General features: G+C 36.6%; 22 protein-coding genes and 1 pseudogene. 14 read left to right on the top strand and 9 right to left on the bottom strand.

What is annotated here, in order from left to right; genetic code table 11:
* The first annotated feature begins 218 nt into the window (after positions 1 to 218).
* From F6K15_RS31000 to F6K15_RS31020, 5 genes are all read left to right on the top strand, one after another.
* Entirely contained in the window at positions 219 to 518 is a 300-nt protein-coding gene (locus F6K15_RS31000; protein ID WP_293068834.1) for a hypothetical protein, read from the top strand.
* 261 nt (positions 519 to 779) lie between these two features.
* Positions 780 to 1,070, top strand: a complete 291-nt coding sequence (locus tag F6K15_RS31005; protein WP_293068837.1) for a hypothetical protein — start codon at positions 780 to 782, stop codon at positions 1,068 to 1,070.
* Between the two features lie 142 nt (positions 1,071 to 1,212).
* Positions 1,213 to 1,785 carry a hypothetical protein gene (locus F6K15_RS31010; RefSeq protein ID WP_293068841.1) on the top strand — a complete coding sequence of 191 codons (573 nt, stop codon included), beginning with the start codon at positions 1,213 to 1,215 and terminating at the stop codon, positions 1,783 to 1,785.
* A 114-nt stretch (positions 1,786 to 1,899) separates the two neighbouring features.
* Positions 1,900 to 2,187, top strand: coding sequence for a hypothetical protein (locus tag F6K15_RS31015; RefSeq protein ID WP_293068844.1), 288 nt, complete (start codon positions 1,900 to 1,902; stop codon positions 2,185 to 2,187).
* Between the two features lie 739 nt (positions 2,188 to 2,926).
* Positions 2,927 to 3,454 carry a KilA-N domain-containing protein gene (locus F6K15_RS31020; protein ID WP_293068846.1) on the top strand — a complete coding sequence of 176 codons (528 nt, stop codon included), beginning with the start codon at positions 2,927 to 2,929 and terminating at the stop codon, positions 3,452 to 3,454.
* A gap of 84 nt (positions 3,455 to 3,538) precedes the next feature.
* On the opposite strand, the gene F6K15_RS31025 is transcribed toward F6K15_RS31020, so the two are convergent.
* The gene (locus F6K15_RS31025) at positions 3,539 to 3,766 is read right to left on the bottom strand and encodes a hypothetical protein (protein WP_293068849.1); all 228 of its coding nucleotides are present in this window, start codon (positions 3,764 to 3,766) and stop codon (positions 3,539 to 3,541) included.
* A 209-nt stretch (positions 3,767 to 3,975) separates the two neighbouring features.
* Here F6K15_RS31025 and F6K15_RS31030 point away from each other — a divergent pair, with 209 nt between their 5' ends.
* From F6K15_RS31030 to F6K15_RS31050, 5 genes and pseudogenes are all read left to right on the top strand, one after another.
* Entirely contained in the window at positions 3,976 to 5,067 is a 1,092-nt protein-coding gene (locus F6K15_RS31030; RefSeq protein WP_293068852.1) for a hypothetical protein, read from the top strand.
* Between the two features lie 32 nt (positions 5,068 to 5,099).
* Positions 5,100 to 5,303, top strand: coding sequence for a hypothetical protein (locus tag F6K15_RS31035; RefSeq protein ID WP_293068855.1), 204 nt, complete (start codon positions 5,100 to 5,102; stop codon positions 5,301 to 5,303).
* The gene (locus tag F6K15_RS31040) at positions 5,303 to 5,713 is read left to right on the top strand and encodes a hypothetical protein (protein ID WP_293068858.1); all 411 of its coding nucleotides are present in this window, start codon (positions 5,303 to 5,305) and stop codon (positions 5,711 to 5,713) included. Before F6K15_RS31035 ends, F6K15_RS31040 begins: the two co-directional genes overlap by 1 nt.
* Before the next feature lie 340 nt (positions 5,714 to 6,053).
* Entirely contained in the window at positions 6,054 to 6,833 is a 780-nt protein-coding gene (locus F6K15_RS31045; protein ID WP_293068861.1) for a Rha family transcriptional regulator, read from the top strand.
* A gap of 343 nt (positions 6,834 to 7,176) precedes the next feature.
* Positions 7,177 to 7,663, top strand: a pseudogene (locus F6K15_RS31050) (cytochrome).
* A 146-nt stretch (positions 7,664 to 7,809) separates the two neighbouring features.
* Here F6K15_RS31050 and F6K15_RS31055 read toward each other — a convergent pair.
* On the bottom strand, positions 7,810 to 8,715 hold the full coding sequence (locus F6K15_RS31055) for a GIY-YIG nuclease family protein (RefSeq protein ID WP_293068863.1): 906 nt from the start codon (positions 8,713 to 8,715) through the stop codon (positions 7,810 to 7,812).
* Between the two features lie 159 nt (positions 8,716 to 8,874).
* The gene (locus tag F6K15_RS31060) at positions 8,875 to 9,447 is read right to left on the bottom strand and encodes a GIY-YIG nuclease family protein (RefSeq protein WP_293068866.1); all 573 of its coding nucleotides are present in this window, start codon (positions 9,445 to 9,447) and stop codon (positions 8,875 to 8,877) included.
* 35 nt (positions 9,448 to 9,482) lie between these two features.
* On the opposite strand from F6K15_RS31060, the gene F6K15_RS31065 reads away from it, so the two are divergent.
* Genes F6K15_RS31065 through F6K15_RS31075 form a run of 3 tightly spaced genes read left to right on the top strand, consistent with a single transcriptional unit; the run spans position 9,483 to position 11,532 of the window.
* Positions 9,483 to 9,965, top strand: a complete 483-nt coding sequence (locus tag F6K15_RS31065; protein WP_293068869.1) for a hypothetical protein — start codon at positions 9,483 to 9,485, stop codon at positions 9,963 to 9,965.
* Positions 9,937 to 10,392 (top strand): thermonuclease family protein, encoded by a 456-nt coding sequence (locus F6K15_RS31070; protein ID WP_293068872.1) that lies wholly within the window; start codon positions 9,937 to 9,939, stop codon positions 10,390 to 10,392. Before F6K15_RS31065 ends, F6K15_RS31070 begins: the two co-directional genes overlap by 29 nt.
* 42 nt (positions 10,393 to 10,434) lie before the next feature.
* Positions 10,435 to 11,532, top strand: coding sequence for a DNA cytosine methyltransferase (locus tag F6K15_RS31075; protein WP_293068874.1), 1,098 nt, complete (start codon positions 10,435 to 10,437; stop codon positions 11,530 to 11,532).
* A 53-nt stretch (positions 11,533 to 11,585) separates the two neighbouring features.
* On the opposite strand, the gene F6K15_RS31080 is transcribed toward F6K15_RS31075, so the two are convergent.
* Positions 11,586 to 12,344: a hypothetical protein gene (locus F6K15_RS31080; RefSeq protein WP_293068877.1), complete on the bottom strand. Its 759-nt coding sequence runs from the start codon at positions 12,342 to 12,344 to the stop codon at positions 11,586 to 11,588.
* 1,042 nt (positions 12,345 to 13,386) lie between these two features.
* Between F6K15_RS31080 and F6K15_RS31085 the strand changes: the two genes are divergently transcribed.
* Positions 13,387 to 13,986, top strand: coding sequence for a hypothetical protein (locus F6K15_RS31085; protein ID WP_293068879.1), 600 nt, complete (start codon positions 13,387 to 13,389; stop codon positions 13,984 to 13,986).
* A 352-nt stretch (positions 13,987 to 14,338) separates the two neighbouring features.
* Here the strand turns inward: F6K15_RS31085 and F6K15_RS31090 are convergent, their stop codons facing one another.
* The 5 genes from F6K15_RS31090 to F6K15_RS31110 all read right to left on the bottom strand — a co-directional run bounded on the left by F6K15_RS31090 (position 14,339) and on the right by F6K15_RS31110 (position 19,645).
* A complete protein-coding gene (locus tag F6K15_RS31090) occupies positions 14,339 to 15,382 on the bottom strand; it encodes a hypothetical protein (protein ID WP_293068882.1) in 1,044 nt (347 codons plus the stop codon).
* A gap of 564 nt (positions 15,383 to 15,946) precedes the next feature.
* Complete coding sequence (locus F6K15_RS31095; protein ID WP_293068885.1) at positions 15,947 to 16,159, bottom strand: hypothetical protein; 213 nt, start codon at positions 16,157 to 16,159, stop codon at positions 15,947 to 15,949.
* Positions 16,160 to 16,327: 168 nt separating this feature from the next.
* Positions 16,328 to 17,161, bottom strand: coding sequence for a hypothetical protein (locus F6K15_RS31100; RefSeq protein ID WP_293068888.1), 834 nt, complete (start codon positions 17,159 to 17,161; stop codon positions 16,328 to 16,330).
* 1 nt (position 17,162) lies between these two features.
* Positions 17,163 to 18,875 (bottom strand): hypothetical protein, encoded by a 1,713-nt coding sequence (locus tag F6K15_RS31105; protein WP_293068890.1) that lies wholly within the window; start codon positions 18,873 to 18,875, stop codon positions 17,163 to 17,165.
* Between the two features lie 68 nt (positions 18,876 to 18,943).
* On the bottom strand, positions 18,944 to 19,645 hold the full coding sequence (locus tag F6K15_RS31110) for a hypothetical protein (RefSeq protein ID WP_293068891.1): 702 nt from the start codon (positions 19,643 to 19,645) through the stop codon (positions 18,944 to 18,946).
* Positions 19,646 to 19,805 lie beyond the last annotated feature (160 nt).

The following is a 19,805-nucleotide window of genomic DNA, read 5'->3' on the forward strand; positions in this document are numbered from 1 at the left end:
ACATGAAGCAATGATACTCACTCCCCTGAGTGATGTACAGATTGTCGGGAGCCGGATGCACGGAAACGGGCACGTCCGGATCTAACTGGGAGTTGCCCTGGGTAATACCAGGCTTCGACCCAACCAGGAAAGAGCCTCTATAGACAACTCAAAAGGGACATCACTCAGACCGTCCAAAGCTTGTGTGATGTCCCGCCCCTAAACTAGGAGACTTTATTATGTTAGCACAAATCCCCACAACTACTACTACAGCTACAATTACTTCTACCGTTCCTTCTACATCTCCCAACAACAACTGGCTATATGCAGGTACAGACGAAGCTTGGTTGTATACAGATTACAGCCAGCCTCCCTACAACATTTGCACAGAAGCTGAAACTACTGCATATAAACTCCCTCTGTATGAAGAGGATTTAGACTGTTACTCCAATGAACCTGGCAAGTCCTATGAGCAAATCTGGCAGGAAGTAGCAGAATTTCAAGCCTCTGCATCACCCGATGACTACGACGAATTCTAGGTACTTGGAATGACGAGTATAGAAGCAGCGATCGCGCAAGCGGACTGGAAGTCTATCGCTACTTCTATGGAACTGGGCAGGATAGTTTACCCGGAGTACATAGAGGCAGCCGTGAGAGTAGGTGATGATATATCAATACTAACGCCCGACGCAATCATCACCATACCAAGACTGATTTTTCAAACCTACATAACCGACTGGTTGGAAGCACTCACCGAAGTCTAGGCCGTGTCAAATTCTACACAAATAGGAGAAAGAAGAATGAAATCTGTTAATTATTTTGTAAGTAAAAAGCCATCCGAGCGAGACCAACAAAACCTCGATCAACTTGATGAATTGATTCCCCAGATGAATTTTGAAGAATTATTGATTTCAGCTTATCAGATTCTGGATAATCTAGCCTGCTGCATTGAAGATACTGATTTATCCAGAGAAGTTGTGGAATTGGCAACTAGCCTGGACGAAGATATTTCTGAAGCTAGCACAGATGCAGTTCAAGTTGCAGTGTTGAAATTAATCATGTATAGATTAGGAGAACCATCCATCCGTTAGGGATTTCGTCAGCCTCGTCCGGTGGTCAATAGTCTATAGTAAAAAAAGCGATCGCAGTTCTAAGCTGTCATTCCAGGTGCAATGCCTGGAAGTCGCATCCCCAATATTTGTTATTCACTGGGGAGATTAAAAAACAATAAAAATGAAAATAATTACTGAAGTAGAAAAAATTGACAGTGTTTTTACAGGCAGTCCTAGCCCTGTAGCCGACAATCCTGAAGCTTGTGATTTATGTATCAGCGCCACTGAAGAAAATGGAGTCATTAGAAACTGGAAATTCAGGTTCACTATTAAACACATCCAGCAACTCAACCAGTTTGTACAAAAACTGCAATCAATACAGGACAGTATAAACTACCAAAATAACCGTTTTTATGTCGCAGAGATAGAAGGATGGCTACATGGACATAAACTAATTACTCGTATTGAGTATATAGATTTTGAGGCAAATGTGCTTGATGTAGAAGATATACCTTGGACTGAACCTCGAATTAATACAGTTCAGATTATGCTTGTCAGCAATGATAAATCTCTTGAACTAAAAAATATACCAGGAGCTGCTGCAATAGCATCTTTACCTATTGAGTGGGAAACTCCAAACCTTGAATCATGGCCAATAGAGATAACTCGTTCCATTAGAAGTGGGTATGTGGCTACTGTACCTTTTTCACTTTTTTACAATGAAGGATGGTTCAACAATTTCGTAAACGACTAAAATAGCTGATAAATATATCAAACGGCTCATAGCGTTCGCGAACTACTCAGCGTGCTAGCTGCCTATAAAATGGGTGCCATCGCATCTCATCATATAAATTTATCCTTTGAAACCATGTGTAAAATTGAAACTAGATGGCACGACGAATCAGAAATTAATGATATCCCCACAGGACCTTGGAGAGAGAATAAAAGGAGTAGTAATTTGTTACTGCTAGCTTATCGAAAAAAAGGAGGGTGGACTTATAAAATAGGCACCTATTATGTCTACAAAGATAAAGATAACTACAATGTATATGTTTGGGATTGTGGAGACGAGAGATATAACTATCCTCCTGCTTTTTGGAAAGAAATAAAAATTGTAGAGCCTTCTCCAAAAAGCAACTATACAGGAAGGCAATAACTAACTAATGTCTAGACATTAGTAAAAGTGAACCGCTATAATCCTGATGATGTCTGTTTTTTGCTTTTCCAATATCCTTTATTTGTCAAGTTTTCCGATAGCATTTGCTATCGGAAAGGCATAGTGAAAAATTGTAAATCAATCATTTTTATCATCTAATTTCTGATATTATTAGTTATGATAGATAGATAAAGTTTTGCATTAATATGCCTATTTATAGAGGTATATTTCAAGAAAAAGATTCCAAGATAACGAATTCCCATATTTTAAGTGTTTTTCTGTGCAAAGTTTTGCATGATATGGGAATCCCCATATCATATTTAAAAGGAGTAAAAATGGCTGAGATAAACGAGGTATTTGAAGTTTAAGAAATTACGATAAACATAGTTATGTTTAATGCTAATACACCTATTTATTCTAACTTGATTTTGGTATAAATTTAAGAAACGCTAATTAGCGTGTCTTAAATAGATTGATATATAGCTTTGAGATAAATAAATAATTTATGGAGTCATAAAAATCTATCAATTATTAGTAAAAATCAAAAATTATCGGGTAATTCATAATATAAAATATTCCTATATTTCATGTCTAATGACACAAAAAACACACAATCAAGAGGGATATACTTGAAGTATTATATGTTATAATTACAAAAAAGCGTAACGGTGAGATGTATGTATCTCAATAGTTGTACCGTAACTCTTCAAAGCGCAACGGATATTTTTAGGAGTACAAAATGAGTGAAATAATTAATTTGTTTGAAGGCCAAGAAATCGTAATAAATAAATCTGGTATGTGGGATGCTACAGCTATGTGCAAAAAGTATAATAAACGGGTGAATAATTTTTTCAGAACACAACAAACAAAGGATTATTTGTCAGCTCTAAAAAGAAAATATAATTATTCAGATGATGAGCTGGTTCAGGTAATTCAAGGTGGTAATAATCAAAAAGAGCAAGGCACCTGGATACACCGCAAGGTAGCTCTCAAACTGGCGGCATGGCTAAATCCCGACTTTGAAGTATGGGTTTTTGAGGTTATTGAGAAATTATTAACTCAGGGTGAAGTTAAGCTGAGAAATGAAATAGCCGAATTGCAGAATTGTCTAGATGTATCTGAATATAGGTTATTAGAAAGCAAGTCTAAAGCTGAATACTGGCACAATGAGTACAACCTTTTCCGTCACGGGTCACACCCCGAATATGAGGAAGTAGGACAATTCCAGGAGGGGGATTTAAAATTGGGAGTGGGAACAGAAAATTAGGTGGACTAATTAGAGATGATCATAGGCGATCGCTCAATCTATGTGGGCAGTCTGGGTGTTATGTGCAAAAAAACAGCAATTCAGTTACTGGGTCCCGTTCCCATATTTTTCTATTACGGCATCTGTAATCGACTGCCTCAATAAAATTATGCGTTCTTTTTGAGGTAAATTTCTTAGTATTCTATCTATATGCACTTCAAGCCGGACACATACAGGTTTGTCGGCTAATTTCCCCAGAGGAACTTCTGTTACTGGTTTAAAGTCATGCTTGTGAAATTCGTCGCTTTTTGGTTCTCTGTTTCCTTTAGGCATAGTTTTCTTCGATAATTTTATAGGTACTCTATACATAATACCTGTTTTCGCTGTATACTGCGATATATAAGTTTAGATAATCAGTTTCCTCAAAATTTCCCAAAATGCTCATGTATGTATGGTAGCTATTTTCGCTGTATACTGCAATAATATAAATATAGAGGAAAGGAAAGAGCTTCTGTAAAACTCAAAAAGGGACACCACCCAAAATGACTACTACACTTATCTACAAAGAGCAAAGAAAATTAAACTCCGAAAGGTTTAATAACTGTAATGATTTCGAGAAGGAAGCATTAAGGCTTAAAGGCTACCACAATACAGGTAAATATTTCGTAGAAAGAAGCGCCAAATTATTAGACGAATTTTTAGGCAAAGTTTCAACTTTGCCACAGCCAGAAGCAGCGATCGCTAAACCTAAACCCGAACAAGATGTAAGTAGACATACAGAAACTCCTAAGTCGCGAAAAGATTATCCTTCCTCCGAACAATTCTACAAAAAGGCCAACTTCCTAGATGTAACGAATGAGATATGCCTAAACAACTGGGAGAGCCACAAAGACCTTGTTGGTGATAACGAGGGAATACAGAAGTACACAAAATTAACTCCAGTTCAGTTGATTTTAACATCTTGGTTAAGGTGCTTAAACAGTGGGGTGAACGACCTTCAATACATGGTAAATAGTGCCAAATTTTTGAATGTATCACGAAAAACCAGAGAAGAGGGATTAGAAATATTATTAAATAACCTCAGAAACGACATAGAAAATTTTAAGACACACCCTCCAAGAACAAAAAAAGATGTCATATCCCTTGATGACTATCTGATTTTTCAAGACTCTATTAAAAGAATAGACGCTAAGTTCCAGAGTATAGTTAAGGAGTACGATGAATACTCTCTAACAACAAAAGAAGTAACGAAGGAAGCTTTTGAGGACTATAAGACAAAAAAAATACTTACTGAAACAATTTTCACTTACCTCTTTGAGAAGGGGTTTCTGCACGAAAATTTCCGTACCGACATAGCTTATGAGCTTTATGATATTCTTATGCTTTGGGAGAAGTCTACGTTGAAAGGTTATTTCCCCAGGAAAGAAGCTGCAAAAACTAACTCTGACTCTGAATTGTGGTTAACGCTGTGGACTATGATGGTGAATATGAGGAACGATGACTACAAAAATCCCCGCATAAAGGAGTTGCCTGTATTGATTCTTGATGAAACAGTTGTCGGGCGATCGGTAGTAACACTATCACATCTTTTCGAGACAGTAGCATTCCATAAACTGAGTATTGAAGTTTACTAACTATCAAAAAAGTATCTACAATCAAGTAAAATATGTCCAACAAACCAAGGTATGATGAAGATGAAAATGTATCTCGTCACAGCGCAACTCATCCAAAAAAGTGTGCTGAAATGGCAAGGAAATATGGATGGGAGTTGAACCGTATTGAAAAAGTTGAAAATGATTCAATTTTAAAGGTTGACTGTGTTTTCAAGGGCAAGACTGAATTTCCTAAACATTATACAGAGGAGGAATAATGGCTAAATATATTATTTTTCAAGCTGATGAAGATGAACCTTTTTGGGAAGATAGAATGCTGCAACATACTCAAGCATTGACTGGAATGCTGCAAGAAGTATGGGATTATAGCGATAAACCTATTCCAGAGCCAGGATACAGACCACTTGATTTTGTGCAAGTAAAAGAAGATTATAATCCCGAAATTCATGCCCACAGCACCCACTACCGTCAAAGCAATTGGGAAGTAACAAGAGTAGAGGTTTATACCCCTGAAATACCAGTCACAAAATTTGACCAAATAGTGATTTGTTATTGTAGATATAATCCTATTAATTCAGAACTTAAACTCATGCCAGGACGAAAAATATCAAAAGAATCTTTTGATAATAAAGAGCAATATGAGGAGTGGTTAGCTACCAAACAATAGTATAATTTTCCGATAGCATTTGCTATCGGAAAGACACAATAACTCTAGATAATAAAACTAATTTTTTTTTTCAAACAAATCAACTCAAATATACTGTATTTCATAGATTTGAAGATTTTTTGTCAGTGTGTATTATTGTGTTAAAAATTGATTCTGTGTAACTTGAAGTCCGATTTGATAAAATTTTAGCTACTTTAGTCTGTGGAAGCATTTTTTATCTGATATACTAAAAAATAACTAGAGAAGCGTTGCGATCGCTTTCTCTAGTAATGACGACGGCCATCATTACAGAACTCGCCAAAGTAACAGTAATGATGGCCACTTATCCACATTATAAACGATGCAGATACAAAATTCAATAGAAATCACAGAACGTAATGGCCAACTATTTGTTGATTCTCGATTAGTTGCTCAAGAGTTGGGCATTGCTCATAAAAATTTCAGAGCAACTATCGAAAAGTACAAAACCGAGATAGAGCAAGACTTCGGGCAACTGCCGTTTGAAACGGAGGTTGGTTATCGGGAGCAAGGTGGTGGTAATCCTGAAAAATTTTACTACCTTAATGAAGACCAGGCCACCTATCTAATGACTCTGAGCAGGAACACTGTCAAGGTCAGAAAATGCAAGCGACAATTAGTCAAAAGTTTTTCTGAAGCCAAGAAAGTACTACAGCAACAAAGGCCAAGGTTTGAGTGGCAAAAAGTAACAGACAGAACGATCGAAATACATAGCGAAGCTATTCAGATGTTTTCAGATTCAGGTGATTTACAACTAGCTCAATTATTAAAATCACGGCTTGGTAACCTAGTGTTAGCAGAGCAACAACAGTTGTTAAAACCAGCTCAAGGTACTGTAATCGAACAGTATGAGGGCGCAGTTGATGTAGCTATCCGCCTGGGTTTTTCTGTTCCTCCTAACTTTGAAAGTAGTTTAGGGGTGGCAGTTAAGAAAAAATGTGAACATCTGTTGATAGGCAAAAATAACCGCTACAGCACAACTTCTCAAAAACAAGTACCTGCGAATATGTACCCGGCTAACCATCCAGAAGTTGAGGCAGCAGTAAAAGATTATTGTGTCAGGAAAGCTTTCAAGCATCGTGACATTACAATACTAGGCTAATATAGCGATCGCTAACGCGAAGACTATTCGCGTTGTTCCGCGTTTTTATAGCTTACAAGCTTCTAAAATGCCAGCTATTATTTCAGTAATTCAGTAATTTGTACTGGGTATTTTCTAGTAAAATTTTTAGGATAAATAGGTAAGTTTTTAATTTCAACCTACCTATTTGTTCTAATCTAATTTTGATATAAATTTATGAAACGCTAATCCGAGTTTCTTGTCAAAGCTATATATATCAATCTATTTAAGAAACGCGATTTTTGACAACGCTCGGTATTAAGGAGTAGGATATGAGTGACATTATTGAAGTATTTGACGGGTAAGAAATTGCTATATCTGAAAAATGAAGAAAATAATCATCGGTGTGATGGGTCCGGGAAGTAGCGCTACTTCAACAGACCTGAAAAATGCCTATAAACTTGGTCAATTAATTGCTCAAGAATCTTGGGTTTTACTGACGGGTGGGCGAAAGATGGGGGTGATGGATGCTGCTCCTCGGGGTGCGAAGTCTGTTAATGGTTTAACTATCGGTATTTTGCCTGGGAATAATCTTGATGGTATTTCTGAGGCGGTTGATATTCCCATTGTTACTGATATGGGTAATAGTCGAAATAATATTAATGTGCTTTCGAGTGATGTTGTTATTGCCTGTGGAATGGGTGCGGGTACTGCTTCAGAGGTGGCTTTGGCAACCTCTGAATAATAAAAAGGTGATTTTGTTGAGTTGTAATTTAGAAAGTCAGGCTTTTTTTGTTGCTTTGTCTCCTGAAACAGTTTTTGTGGTGGATACTCCAGAAAGTGCTATTGAGGCGATTAAAATTTTGGTTTGAATGTTGTCAGATTTATTGAAGGTTTTGGTTTATTGTTTGTAGAATGTTCGTCTCCACAGGGAACGGAAATTATTGAATTTTTCGGCAGAATATTCCCCAAAAAAAAGTAGAAGTTTTGCATTTTGATAAGGCTACTTATTATACTATTAATACCTTAAGCATAAACTTTGTTCTTTCTCTGTCAAAACTTTTGTTCTCATCTCAAATAAATCGTTTAATATCAGTTTGATGTCAGGAATATCAAAATACTCTGTCAATTTTCCAATACGATAATTATAATCTTTATACTTATGTTTAAAGTAGAGTTCTACATTTCCTCTATGCTCCCACAATCCCAATAAATTAACAATTGGATGAGAGAAATGTTTGTTTAAATCTTGTTGTACTTCTGCAATACGTTGTTCAATTGGTCTAGTTGTAATACCAATTTTGTAGAAAGTTTTCTGAGCAGTTTTTATCTGCAAAAAGTACAAAGAATTAAGTAAAATCCGTTTCAACATAGCACGATACATTTTCAAGTCTGCCTGATATTCCCATAAATTAGAATAAGATGCTAATTCAGCTCTTTGAGCAGCTTGTTCAAATTTGTTTAGTTCAGCTAATAACAAAGGTTCTTGAACTTCATTAAATAGTTGTAATGATAAAGCTCCCATAGGTATTTTACCTAAATCTGTAAATTGGCATTCATTAGTGCTAACAGATTGCATTAAACCTTTTAATATCCATCGTAAATTCACTAAATCTCTAGGTATTAACAAGCCTTGATTTTGATATTCTTTCCACAATATTTTCAGCTCTTCAACCTCTGCTCCTGGTAATTGAATATTGAAACGATCATACAAAGGTAATCCAGGAAAAGACTTGTATTTGTGCCTAGACAGCACAGGTTTGCAAGTTTCCTCTGTATGCGCAAAATGATGTCTTTTTGTTCTACCTTTTTTTGCAGTTAGCTTGCCTCCACAATAGAGACAGGTTAAATTAGTTTTTCCACTATTTACTTCATTAATACTTATTAAGTCGTTGCTAGAACTCACGCCGTATTTCAGCCACATATTGATATCCTTCTATTCTTTTTTTGGGCTGATGCACACTGACAAAAATATCACGTCCGGATAAGAGCGTTATAAAAAAATAATTATCTATAATATAGCAAATCTCTTTATTCTCCCTACTCCCTTATTTATAAGTATTCAACCGGACATAATATAAAGTTATATTTTACCAAATGGTTGCCCCCAGAATTTCCATGATTCTTTATTGAAAGGCGATCGCCACTTTTCAATTAATTCTGATTCTAGCTGTTGTCGTAATTTTTTCTCAACAGGAACATCCCAATAAAAGGCTGTTACAACAGCAACTTCTAGTTTATATTGTCTATGCAATTCAATGTAGTTAAAAATATAATTTTTACAATGGTGGGTTCCTTTCCATCGTTTCCTGGGAGAGTTTTGTGATTCTCCAATATATAGTAGTAAAGGTAGATTATTATCAATTATAAAATATATACAATTAGAATCATCATGCTGCTGAGGTTTATGTTCATAAAATTCACAATTGTGTAGTTTAAGTGCGAAAGGATTAATATTTTCCGCACTTAAACGATTAGAACAACTATCTAAATCAAATAATGTTAATTGTTCTATTGATGATTTTTCAGTAATAATTTGCTGTTGATATTTGAAAATTTTAGTTTTCCAGTTCTCTAAACTTCCTTGACTCATTGTGATAATAGGTTGTTTGTTGATAGAATTAGAACTATAGTCAAAGAGATTTAGCTGTTTCATTTCATATATTTAGGAAGACAGACTACTATTTTAATATGAATAATGTCAATAAAAAAAAATGTGAATATTGTATTTATAACGCTCATCACTATGCAATAGTTTGTGCCTTGCATCCTAATGGGCCAAGTGATAAAAACTGCCCAGATTTCAAGCCTGATCCTGAACTAGAGGGCAAAGATTTTAGAGATTTCCTAGATATTGGCGAGCCTTCTGAAATCAATGACAGCATAAATAATCCTTACCATTCTGACCCTGAAGAAAATTGGTCTCCACCAGGAACTTGTTACGTTAATGGTGAATTAGTATTTGAAGATTCATATTATAATGGTGAGCTAATTCGTCAACCTCAAGAGCGTTTCAGCAAAGAAGAGATGTTATGTTTGTTAGATACTCATCCCCTATTTACTGGCGTTTGCCCAAGGTGCAACTATGTATTTACAGAACAAATTCTCTCAAAAAATTGTACTTGTCCCGACTGTGGTTGGACTGATGATGATATTCAGCTTGGTAGGATGTAACCGCAGCAGTAAAACTATCACAGCTTTTCGAGATAGTGGGATTCCAGAAACTGAATATTGGCAAATTGAGTCTATTCAAAGTGGCGATCGCGTATTAGTCAAAAAAGGATTCCGAAAACGTACACTGCAACTATGTGGTCTGGGTGATTTGACTCTAGATGCCAAACCTTATTTACAGCAACAAGTCAAACAGTCTCCTGATGTTGTACCCGTGGTGTTTGCAGGTAAGGATAAGGATAAAGACACTTGGTATGGTGATATTTGGGTAGGTATGGGAGATGATGAGGAATCTGCTACTGGATTGTTACTATTTAATGGGTTAGCTAGATTGAGTAACGATTACTATACTTGTGCTAATGGAGACTCTCTGAAGTTAGCAGAGAATTTAGCTAGGGAACAAAAGGTTGGTGTTTGGGCTGATAGATGAGAGAATATTATCCAGTTGTTTTAATACCTGAAGCGTTTTTGTTTGCGAGCCGTTACAATTAGTGGTGATGAAATCAGGCAGTTTTCAGGAATTAGAAATACAGAAATAGATGTAGTTTTTGGTGGTCCTCCATGTCAAGATTTTTCTCTGATGGAAAAACGTACCTTAGACGACCCCCGCAATACACTTATGTCTCATTTCGTTCGATTAGTTCTAGAGTTAAAACCTAAATATTTTGTTATAGAAAATGTCAAAGGATTAACTTTAGGAGAATACAAATTTTTTCTAGAGGAAGTTATCGATCAATTCGATAAAAATGGTTATCAAGTTCAGCAACCTTATCAAGTATTAAATGCTGTTAATTATGGCGTACCGCAGCATAGAGAAAGATTATTTTTAATAGGGTGTCAAAAAGGTTTTAAACTACCAAATTATCCTATAGGTAATAATTCAGAAAACTTGATAACTGTTAAGGATGCAATAGGAGATTTACCGGAAGTAGAAAATTATCCAGAATTATTAGAAAGAGATTGGATAAACGTAGCAAATGATTATGGCAAACCCAGTAAGTATACTCAAAAACTCCGTAACCTGGAACCTCTTGATAATGATTATTCTTATAAACGCGAACAAGACCGAACAATCTTAACCTCTAGTTTACGCACAAAACATACAGAAAAATCAAGAGAAAGATTTAATGCTACATCACCGGGACAAACTGAATCAGTAAGCCATTTTTATAGACTTAATCCTGGTGGTATTTGTAATACCCTCAGAGCTGGAACACCAAGTAGCAAAGGTGCATATACTTCTCCAAGACCAATACACCCATTTACACCCAGATGCATCACAGTTAGGGAAGCAGCAAGATTACATTCATACCCAGATTGGTTTAGATTTCATGTAACAAAATGGCATGGTTTTAGACAAGTTGGAAATTTAGTTCCACCCCTATTAGCAAAAGCAGTAGCTCAAGAAATTATTCATGTTTTAAACCTTAGACCACTTCAGCCTAAAGGAAAACTTTTTAAGTTAGAAGAACGAAATTTGTTAGAGGTTAATATGTCTTTTGCTGCTAAAAAATATCAGGTAGATAGACATACTATTGCGCCAAGAAGTAGAATAAATTTTAATAAATAATAGCACTCCCATTTGGCCAGAAAAAGAGTGCCAGTTAACCGCTTTTCAATGTCTTATTCTGCCTGAGTACCCAACAAATTTTTTACAGATTTTAAAGCCTTCAAATAAGTCTCTCGTTGTTTCAGTGAACCATACTCTCGTAGCTGTTCTTTAGTAAAACCAAACCCATTACATAAGTCTTTCAACTGCTGAATACTTCGCTCTTCCACTGGCACATAATAAGCCCCTACGGACTTAGGTTGAGACTGATGATTGTTCCCATCACCATTAGATTTAACTATACTTAAATCCTCAGATAAATTCTTTCCATTAGTAGGAGCAGAACCATTAGATTTACCTCCTTTTTTTGACCCATCACCATTAGACTTATGACCATTTGATGTACCATTTTCATTACTATCATCCTCATCAAAATCAACAGTAATCACATCAATTAAACCAGAATCATTACCACCATTAGGTTCATCGGGACGGTAAGGAGTATCAGACAAATCATCTGCATCAGGCAATTCCTTCAAATCAATCGAATCATAATCCCCCGATCGAATCTTTTCTACCTCTTGCCAAAAACCTAATTCTAGTTCATTTTCACCAGCAATCTTAGTAGCATTAACAGCCTTAATAATCTGAATTAAACCAGACTCCAAAGCACCCTTTAAAGTCTTCTGATTTTGATGCCGCTCCTCATTAACCGCGTGTTCATTTCTGAGCTGAACTAACTGACGTTCTAACTCTTCAATCCGAGATTCTAGAGAGTCTCTAGTAGCATTAGTAGTTGAGTTAATAGCCTCTTCAAGTCCAACAAAAAGCATAATTAAATATCTCCATTAATTAAATTGTAAAAAATCTGTTCAGCAATCCTGAGTATTTCTAAAAATCAGTAGCGTTGGAATTGCTGTTGTTACTTATTATAATCTATTAGATTGATTTGAAAACTACTCTACCATTTAACTATTTAATGGGAATAATAGTGATAATATAACTAAATATTATCTATCCAAATAAAGGAATAACATTTACTGAAATTAGTCAGGCTCAAATCAGGAATAAGGAATAACATTTTCTGTAATTAGTCATACTCAAATCAGGAATAAGGAATAACATTTTCTGTAGATTTTAGAGCAAATTTTCCTCTGACTTTTCTGGAGAAGGTGCTACTAAGAGACTGTGTCTTCCTCTCAAAAATATGTATTTCAATTGTGACAATAATTCCACTAATTATTGCTCTTGGTATTTAGTATGATAATTAAACATTTTGCTCAATATAAATGTATAAAAGCGATATTGCTTACCAACAAATAATTATCTTGCTTATTACAAGCCCAAGTAATTGAAGAAACCACGAGCAAAGAAGGAGCCAGAAGACCGGGAGTGCCGATCATAAAGTCAAACTTTCCAGGCTCTTAATAGGTGTCTAGTCAGTAGTAGACAGTAGTTAGAAGTACAGGTGTACTACAAACAATCAAGACGAAAGTTAAATACTCATATTAGGTAGGTTTAGTCCTACCTAGTTTTTTTAGACCATGATTTTCAGTCCACAATTTTCAGTTAGTTTGTCCCAATTCTCTAAAAATTGGCCAACTTTCAGTAAAGATATTTTTGATTTACATATTTTTTTAGTGTCTACTATACACTATAGTAGATAGTATACACTAGATAGTGTAGTAGATAGTATACTAGACACTTAAATATTAGATTAAATATTGCTTTATAGCTATATTAGTAGATAGTACACTAGATATGCTACTAGACATATTAGTAGACAAATTTACTAGACAGTAAAAAACAAGAGGTGTCTAGTAGGTAGTAGACACTTAATGATTACCCACTAGACACCTCAATAAAGGGGCCACTATGAAAGTTACAGAATTATTAAACAGATATAAATTGAAAACTCGTCAGGCATTCTACGATCGCGTCAAGAGCTTAGGCATCGTATTACCAAAAGATGCTAGAGGTCATAGCTATGCCACACCCGAACAAATTAGTTTGTTAGACCAACTTCATGATTACCTCAGAACTCCCGGCACTACATTAAGTGGTTTTGTGCCAGTATCTCAAACAGGTGTCGTGCAAGTAGTAGACACCCCACTAGACACCTCTAATGGGACATCTATTACTCAAAGCAATGAAAAAAACTTGGAATATCCAGATGAAAATCAATCTCTTGAATTATTGGAACAGCTAGTCGGAGCGATCGCAGCTAATATTCAAGCTAAAAGTCCAATTTGGTACCACGACGAATTAGAGAAAGCTGCTATCGGAGGATGGTTGCTTTCTACATCTGAAGTTAAACATTTAATAGGAGTAAAGCCTTATTGTCAAAAAGGTTCTAATATTTACACTCGTGGTAGTTGGCAGTTCATCAAATCTGGAAAAATAGGAGGTGCTAGTGCTTGGAGAGTATTGAAATTAAATCAGGAAAAATTAACTACTTCAGATGAGTATAAATAAGTTGAATTGAAATAGTAAATAATAAATTTTAAATAATAAAGCATCTATTTACAATCTTTTTGTATACTGTCTTGTGAACAGTAGACATATTGACTAGACACCATCAGAACTCAAATAATTAATAATGTTTTGCTCAGGCATAAAAGTGAGAAAAAAAAGGCAACAAAGCCGTTGGAAATAATCTATGATTATCTAGTGTAATTTCTGATTATGACTAACAGATTTATTAAGATAGGTGCAGTAGTAGAATTATTAGGGGTGTCAATTGATCTGCTCCGAAAGTGGGAATCATCCGGCTTCCCTGGCTGAAGAATCCTGCGGGTCTCGCAAATATAGCAACGTCGGGAGTATGTCAACGTTCTTTTTGTGAGGTAGTATACTCTTTCTGTTCGACAGCTTGCTCGACAGTATTAGCAAACTTTAAAAACTTCTTAGTCTCTTCTGGACTCAGATTTTCTTCGACAATATTTCCATCTGCTGAAGCTTTAAATACTTCCTCTCCACTTGATTTTGATGTGATAGAAATATCACCATCACTTGTCCTTTCAAAAAAGTAATTAGTAGTCCCGTGATAATCTTTTTCTTGAAGGTCAAGAAAATTGTCAACAGCTTCAAGTATTTTTTTATTAGCAGCCTCATCTACTTTAGCAGCAAAAGTCACGAAATCTTCTGTTTGTTCTGCACTAAGTTGATTTGTTATAGTACCATCCTCATCCACAGTAAACAATTTATTCTCGTTGTCACGAGCGCTAATTGATATTTCTCCATTTTCAGGCTTTTCCAGTATATAATTAGCAGTTTCATACCGTTCCGACTCTTGCATTGTCAGAAAATTATCTACCCCATCTGCAATAAGTTTATTCTCTACCTGTTCGTAGTCATTCTCTGACTCCAAGGCTTTGTTTGTTTCATTATTTCCTTCTAAATCATTGCTTTTTTCTTGGACTTGTTCGCTAAAATCAACAAACTTTTCAGTTTCATCTTGAGTTAATTTAGACTCAATATTTCCTTGTGCATCTTGATGAAAAACTTCACCTCTATCGTCTTTTGTCTTAATTGAAATCTCCCCATCATCCCTTTCTAGAATATAGTTATTGGTCTCATAATGATCGGTTTCTTGTAGATTGAGAAAATTATTAATTCCCTCAGCTATAAGTTGATTATTAGAACTATTATCTTCAATTTGCTCTAGCTGATTATCAAAATTAGCAAGTTCTGGATTAATTTGCGATGAGGTTTTTAGTTGTGCATCAAAATTTTCTAGCTCCATTTTTTCTTTTTCACTTAATTTAGAAACCGTTGATGAGGCTTTGAGTTGTGCATCAAAATCATGCAACTCTGTACTTGGATCTAATGTTGAATTAGTCATGTCATTATCAATACTTGTCTTCTCCATATCTACTCCACACGTCGTTTTTTATTATTGAAATTATTGAAACAATTCGGGGAATATTGTCAGCGTATGACAACTGTACTAAAATGTAACGAGAATCTTAATCTTATTGTTTTAAGATGATTTATAACAAAATTTCTAACAGGATTTATACAGTCTGAAAAAGCTGGAGAGAGCAATACCAAGCTACTCTAACTCCAGTCCCTTATAGTCCGGGCTTCAACTCAAAGCAATTACATAGATTGGGTTTGGTGCTGTTCAGCAATTAACAATTAACAATTAATAATTACCTCTCCTGAATAATTAACAATTAACAATTAATAATTAATAAGTATTAACACAGGAGTATCAATAATTTATCATCAACTATTTCCCCATAAATCCGCAACTCAATTATCAATTATTCATGATTGATTATTCATTAAAAATGTCGGCTAATCAAGCTGAATTATTTAATTATTAATTATTCGGTAATTGTGTTTCCCTGGCCAACATTCTATTATCTATATGTGGGGATCTAACTGCCTATATTTATTCTTTGTTTTTTGGAAAACAGCCTAAAAAATATTATATGTAATTGTTGATGGACCACGCGTCTTTTTCTTTGTTCCGTTTCTGTGCTAGCATTTTCGCATCTCTTGTTAGTCGTAAGTTGAGTGCGCTGACTGCTGATTGCAATTTGGGAAGAAGCATTCGCACTTCTTCGATAGTGCCATGTTTCGCCACTTGAGCAATCGCCCACATTATTTCTTCCGACTTGATATCTACTTTAACTTCCATACGACTGTCTCCTTAACCGTTCTTTTATTAACAGACTAGACTTGTTGGGAATTAAACTAAAAAATTGGGTAGTGGTATACAAGTAGTGATTTTTGCAGTTAAGCTCCTTACGGTGAAAGGGGTTCCTGTATGAATATCACTACATCTACAGGACTACCAAAAATTGAATCAGTTTTCATAATTTTTATAAAATTTGTCACGACTCCGAATTGGTCGAATCAATCCTCTCAGAAGTGAAGGTCGATTATCATCAATCGCGTCCGTAGCAGAAGTTTGCAAGCCAATCTCAGCAAGCGATTCAACCACTGCAAAAGGCAACTCAGCTCTTTGGGCAGCTTCTAGAAAAGCCACACCATGACGAGCTAAATCTAGAAAATTTTTGATTTTCTCAACAACGGGGTCTTTATAAGCTGTATACTTTCCTTTGAGAGCCTCTACATAACCACGCCGGATATCTAGCAAGCTTGCCCGTCGCCCATCAGTTAAAGTGAGAAGCTCCTCAGTTGGTGGCAAAACTTCTGGCACAATAGCAACTCCATTAGAAACTTGAGGAGTTCTTGTCAGAGAAATAGTTAGATCAAAAATATAGGTACGCTTCTCATTATTTTGATTAGACGTAACAACCACCAAATTAGTAGGATAAATAGTCTCATAAGGATAATCCTCTTCGCGAACAGACCTTATAGATGGAGTTTCCACCACACCCTTCAACCGCAGAGGTTCAATGGTTTTCAATACAATTACCGATGCCCGACCAGTATCAACAGGCAAATCAGTAGAAAATACGATTTGATGTACATCAGCCAGAGAAATAAATTGAATCGTTTCCCCATTCCTAAATTCAATCAAACTCTGTCGCCCAGGAACCAAGATTACTTCTTTAGTCTCAGCTAGCGCTTTTGGTGCGGTAACAGTTTCTATAGCGGGAGGTACAGACAAAGCTCGGTTTGATATAATTGTCAAGCTCGCAATTGCGCAAAAAATGGCTTGTTTCCAATTCATACTACCTCCTATTAGGAACTCTAAACGTTACAAAGCCATTCACAAACAATTGAACCTTTTCTCCCCTACGAACCAGGAATATTTTTAAATCCTTGGGCTTAGAGTCCAGTCGTTCCGTCATCCTTTCTGTTAGAGTTTCGGCTAAACCTTTAATAAATGCTGCCCTTGGTTCTTGCCTATTTTGTTGGGCAGTAGTTGTAGAAGATAATCTAGTGGTCTGTGTTTGGACTTCCTGTTCTGGCTGTGTTATGTTATCGGCAGCCTCCGCAATTCCTGCCATTAATCCCACAGCAATATCACTACCCAATCCCGGCCCAGCATCCGTACCTTTAATTTTTTTAGCAATCAATACATTCCCTTTGTTTCCTCGAATTACCAAAGGAGTTGTGGGAGCATCATTATACCCGGAACCTGTTGTAGGAATAGTTTCCTGGTGTCCGTCGGGATGAACTATAGCCACCACCGATTGAAAAACTTGTCCGGCATCAGAGATAAAAGATACCGACACAATTAGCTGACTGCCTTTTTTCAGGGCGTGGGTACCATCCGATGCCACCAAAGGCTCTGTTAGCTTCACCAAAAACAATCCATCTGTACCATCGATTTCCTGATTCCAATGTAGAGGTACTACTACCCTACCTTCTGCAGTTGTACCAATAGTAACCTCAATATCCTTGTAGCCCGTAAACTCCGAACTCTGATTAATAATGCCTTGCATTCCTGGTGTCAAGCCATCCTTGATTGATTCTCCCACAACAACCGAAGCAATAAGATTATTTGTCGGTGCAGTTGCGGGGGTTGGTTTTGCTTGTGCTTGAGGAGTTTCTGAATCAGAAACTACTTCTTTCTCCTCAAACTCCTTTCGCTGAACCTGACCAAGTGCTGCTAGTTCTGTCCAGGCGCTCAGATCGTCAAACTTTTCGGGTTCTGGGGCCGGAGTAAGAACCGGAGTAGGTCTAGGCACAGGAGCAGGAGTAGGAGTAAGAACCGGAGTAGGTTTGGGCACAGGAGCAGCTCTAGGAGTAAGAACCGGAGTAGGTCTAGGCACAGGAGCAGCTCTAGGAGGAGGAGCAGTTCTAGGCACAGGAGCAGGTCTAGGAGCAGCTCTAGGAGTAGACTTTGGAGTAGGGGTAGACTTTGGAGTAGGGGTAGACTTTGGAGTAGAGGCAGACTTTGGAGTAGAGGCAGACTTTGGAGTAGGTTTTTGAGGAGACTCCTCAACCTTTTCAGCCTTTTCAGCAGTCCTAGACCTTTTAGGTTTCTCTTGGTTTTCCTGTAAGGGTGACTGAAGATTCCTCACAGCCACAGCAGCTCTTTCTTTATATAATTCATCTTGCAGCCGCTTAATTTCTTCAGCACTAGCATCAGTCTCTCCTACTTCATTCGTGGAAGTTTTGGCTATTTGTTTGTTCCCCGTGGAATTGAATAGCATCACAATAAGGGAAATAGCAACTACCACAACAGCAAACAGCCCCCCCACAAATACTGTTTTGGCTACAGGATTCTTAGTAACATCCGCTCGCGGCTCACCCCGTATGGGATGATGTAAATCCTCTGGACTCAATAAAGTGTCAGCATCAGATTCTAATTCTGATACCGAGCTTTTTGAGGTATCCGAGCTTTCTGTTGTATCCGCAAGCTCTTCTATCGACAGACTATCATCTTCTGTCCCTGAGATAACTTGAGTCGCATTTTCTTCTTGAATTACACTCACGTCCATTCCTCCTTTTAGCCAATCCTATTCTGTATAAAGGTGATTATTAATCGTTGAAACCTCTCACATTAAAAACCATCTTCAACAACACTCGTGACCATAACTTTGTTTCTAAGCAGCAACCGCAGACTCTCTCGAAAAGGGCTAGTTTGATCGGCTGGCAATAATACTGAAACCTGTTTTGGTATAGCCTTTAGACTGATACGCCTACTGATAATAACCTGCCCTTGTTCGCCTCGATTATTGGTCTCAAAGCGTGCAGCAAGAACTCTTACTTCCCACCTACCTGGGGCAATTTCCACAGGCTCAGAAACCTCATAAATAACAACCGAAGACTCTAGAAATCCATCAAGGACTGCCTTTGGGATTATCTGACTTCCCATTAACTTCAGGAATTCGGTGCGAAATTGAGGTTCCATTAAAAAGCTTCCCATGTATACTTTTGAAGGAACTTTCACACCCACAACTGATACACCCGCATCCTTCTCACCATTCGGCAATTTATTATCCCACTCAAACATGAGCTGGAGAAATGATTCAGCCGTAGATTTAAGAACTCCTGGCTCCCGATGTAGTGGATCTACCTGTACAATGTCGTGTGCAGTACCATCACTCATCTGCACATAAGTTCTTTCCATCGTAGCTAAGGAGCGATTATTCAAAACTAAAATCAAAGCTCCCATAGTACCAAAACACAGGCTGCCTGCCAGAAGTAATAAAGCAATCAGAAATTTAGGAGTATCTTTTTCTGGAATAAGAATATTTGCCATAATACTAATTAACAATTAATAATTAATAATTAATAATTAATAATTACCTCTCCTAAATTAATTAACAATTAATAATTAATAATTATCGCTCGCCGGAGCATTAAAAATTAAGCACTTTACCAAATTAATTACACATTTTGTCTGACTAAATTCCTTATAT

The organism is Okeania sp. SIO2B3 (assembly GCF_010672525.1).
Taxonomy (GTDB): Bacteria; Cyanobacteriota; Cyanobacteriia; order Cyanobacteriales; family Microcoleaceae; genus Okeania.

Excerpts from the sequence above, each read along its gene's own strand:
- F6K15_RS31000 (WP_293068834.1), top strand. The coding sequence starts at position 219 with ATGTTAGCACAAATCCCCACAACTACTACTACAGCTACAATTACTTCT.
- F6K15_RS31005 (WP_293068837.1), top strand. The coding sequence starts at position 780 with ATGAAATCTGTTAATTATTTTGTAAGTAAAAAGCCATCCGAGCGAGAC.
- F6K15_RS31010 (WP_293068841.1), top strand. The coding sequence starts at position 1,213 with ATGAAAATAATTACTGAAGTAGAAAAAATTGACAGTGTTTTTACAGGC.
- F6K15_RS31015 (WP_293068844.1), top strand. The coding sequence starts at position 1,900 with ATGTGTAAAATTGAAACTAGATGGCACGACGAATCAGAAATTAATGAT.
- F6K15_RS31020 (WP_293068846.1), top strand. The coding sequence starts at position 2,927 with ATGAGTGAAATAATTAATTTGTTTGAAGGCCAAGAAATCGTAATAAAT.
- F6K15_RS31025 (WP_293068849.1), bottom strand. The coding sequence starts at position 3,766 with ATGCCTAAAGGAAACAGAGAACCAAAAAGCGACGAATTTCACAAGCAT.
- F6K15_RS31030 (WP_293068852.1), top strand. The coding sequence starts at position 3,976 with ATGACTACTACACTTATCTACAAAGAGCAAAGAAAATTAAACTCCGAA.
- F6K15_RS31035 (WP_293068855.1), top strand. The coding sequence starts at position 5,100 with ATGTCCAACAAACCAAGGTATGATGAAGATGAAAATGTATCTCGTCAC.
- F6K15_RS31040 (WP_293068858.1), top strand. The coding sequence starts at position 5,303 with ATGGCTAAATATATTATTTTTCAAGCTGATGAAGATGAACCTTTTTGG.
- F6K15_RS31045 (WP_293068861.1), top strand. The coding sequence starts at position 6,054 with ATGCAGATACAAAATTCAATAGAAATCACAGAACGTAATGGCCAACTA.
- F6K15_RS31055 (WP_293068863.1), bottom strand. The coding sequence starts at position 8,715 with ATGTGGCTGAAATACGGCGTGAGTTCTAGCAACGACTTAATAAGTATT.
- F6K15_RS31060 (WP_293068866.1), bottom strand. The coding sequence starts at position 9,447 with ATGAAACAGCTAAATCTCTTTGACTATAGTTCTAATTCTATCAACAAA.
- F6K15_RS31065 (WP_293068869.1), top strand. The coding sequence starts at position 9,483 with ATGAATAATGTCAATAAAAAAAAATGTGAATATTGTATTTATAACGCT.
- F6K15_RS31070 (WP_293068872.1), top strand. The coding sequence starts at position 9,937 with ATGATGATATTCAGCTTGGTAGGATGTAACCGCAGCAGTAAAACTATC.
- F6K15_RS31080 (WP_293068877.1), bottom strand. The coding sequence starts at position 12,344 with ATGCTTTTTGTTGGACTTGAAGAGGCTATTAACTCAACTACTAATGCT.
- F6K15_RS31085 (WP_293068879.1), top strand. The coding sequence starts at position 13,387 with ATGAAAGTTACAGAATTATTAAACAGATATAAATTGAAAACTCGTCAG.
- F6K15_RS31090 (WP_293068882.1), bottom strand. The coding sequence starts at position 15,382 with ATGGAGAAGACAAGTATTGATAATGACATGACTAATTCAACATTAGAT.
- F6K15_RS31095 (WP_293068885.1), bottom strand. The coding sequence starts at position 16,159 with ATGGAAGTTAAAGTAGATATCAAGTCGGAAGAAATAATGTGGGCGATT.
- F6K15_RS31100 (WP_293068888.1), bottom strand. The coding sequence starts at position 17,161 with ATGAATTGGAAACAAGCCATTTTTTGCGCAATTGCGAGCTTGACAATT.
- F6K15_RS31110 (WP_293068891.1), bottom strand. The coding sequence starts at position 19,645 with ATGGCAAATATTCTTATTCCAGAAAAAGATACTCCTAAATTTCTGATT.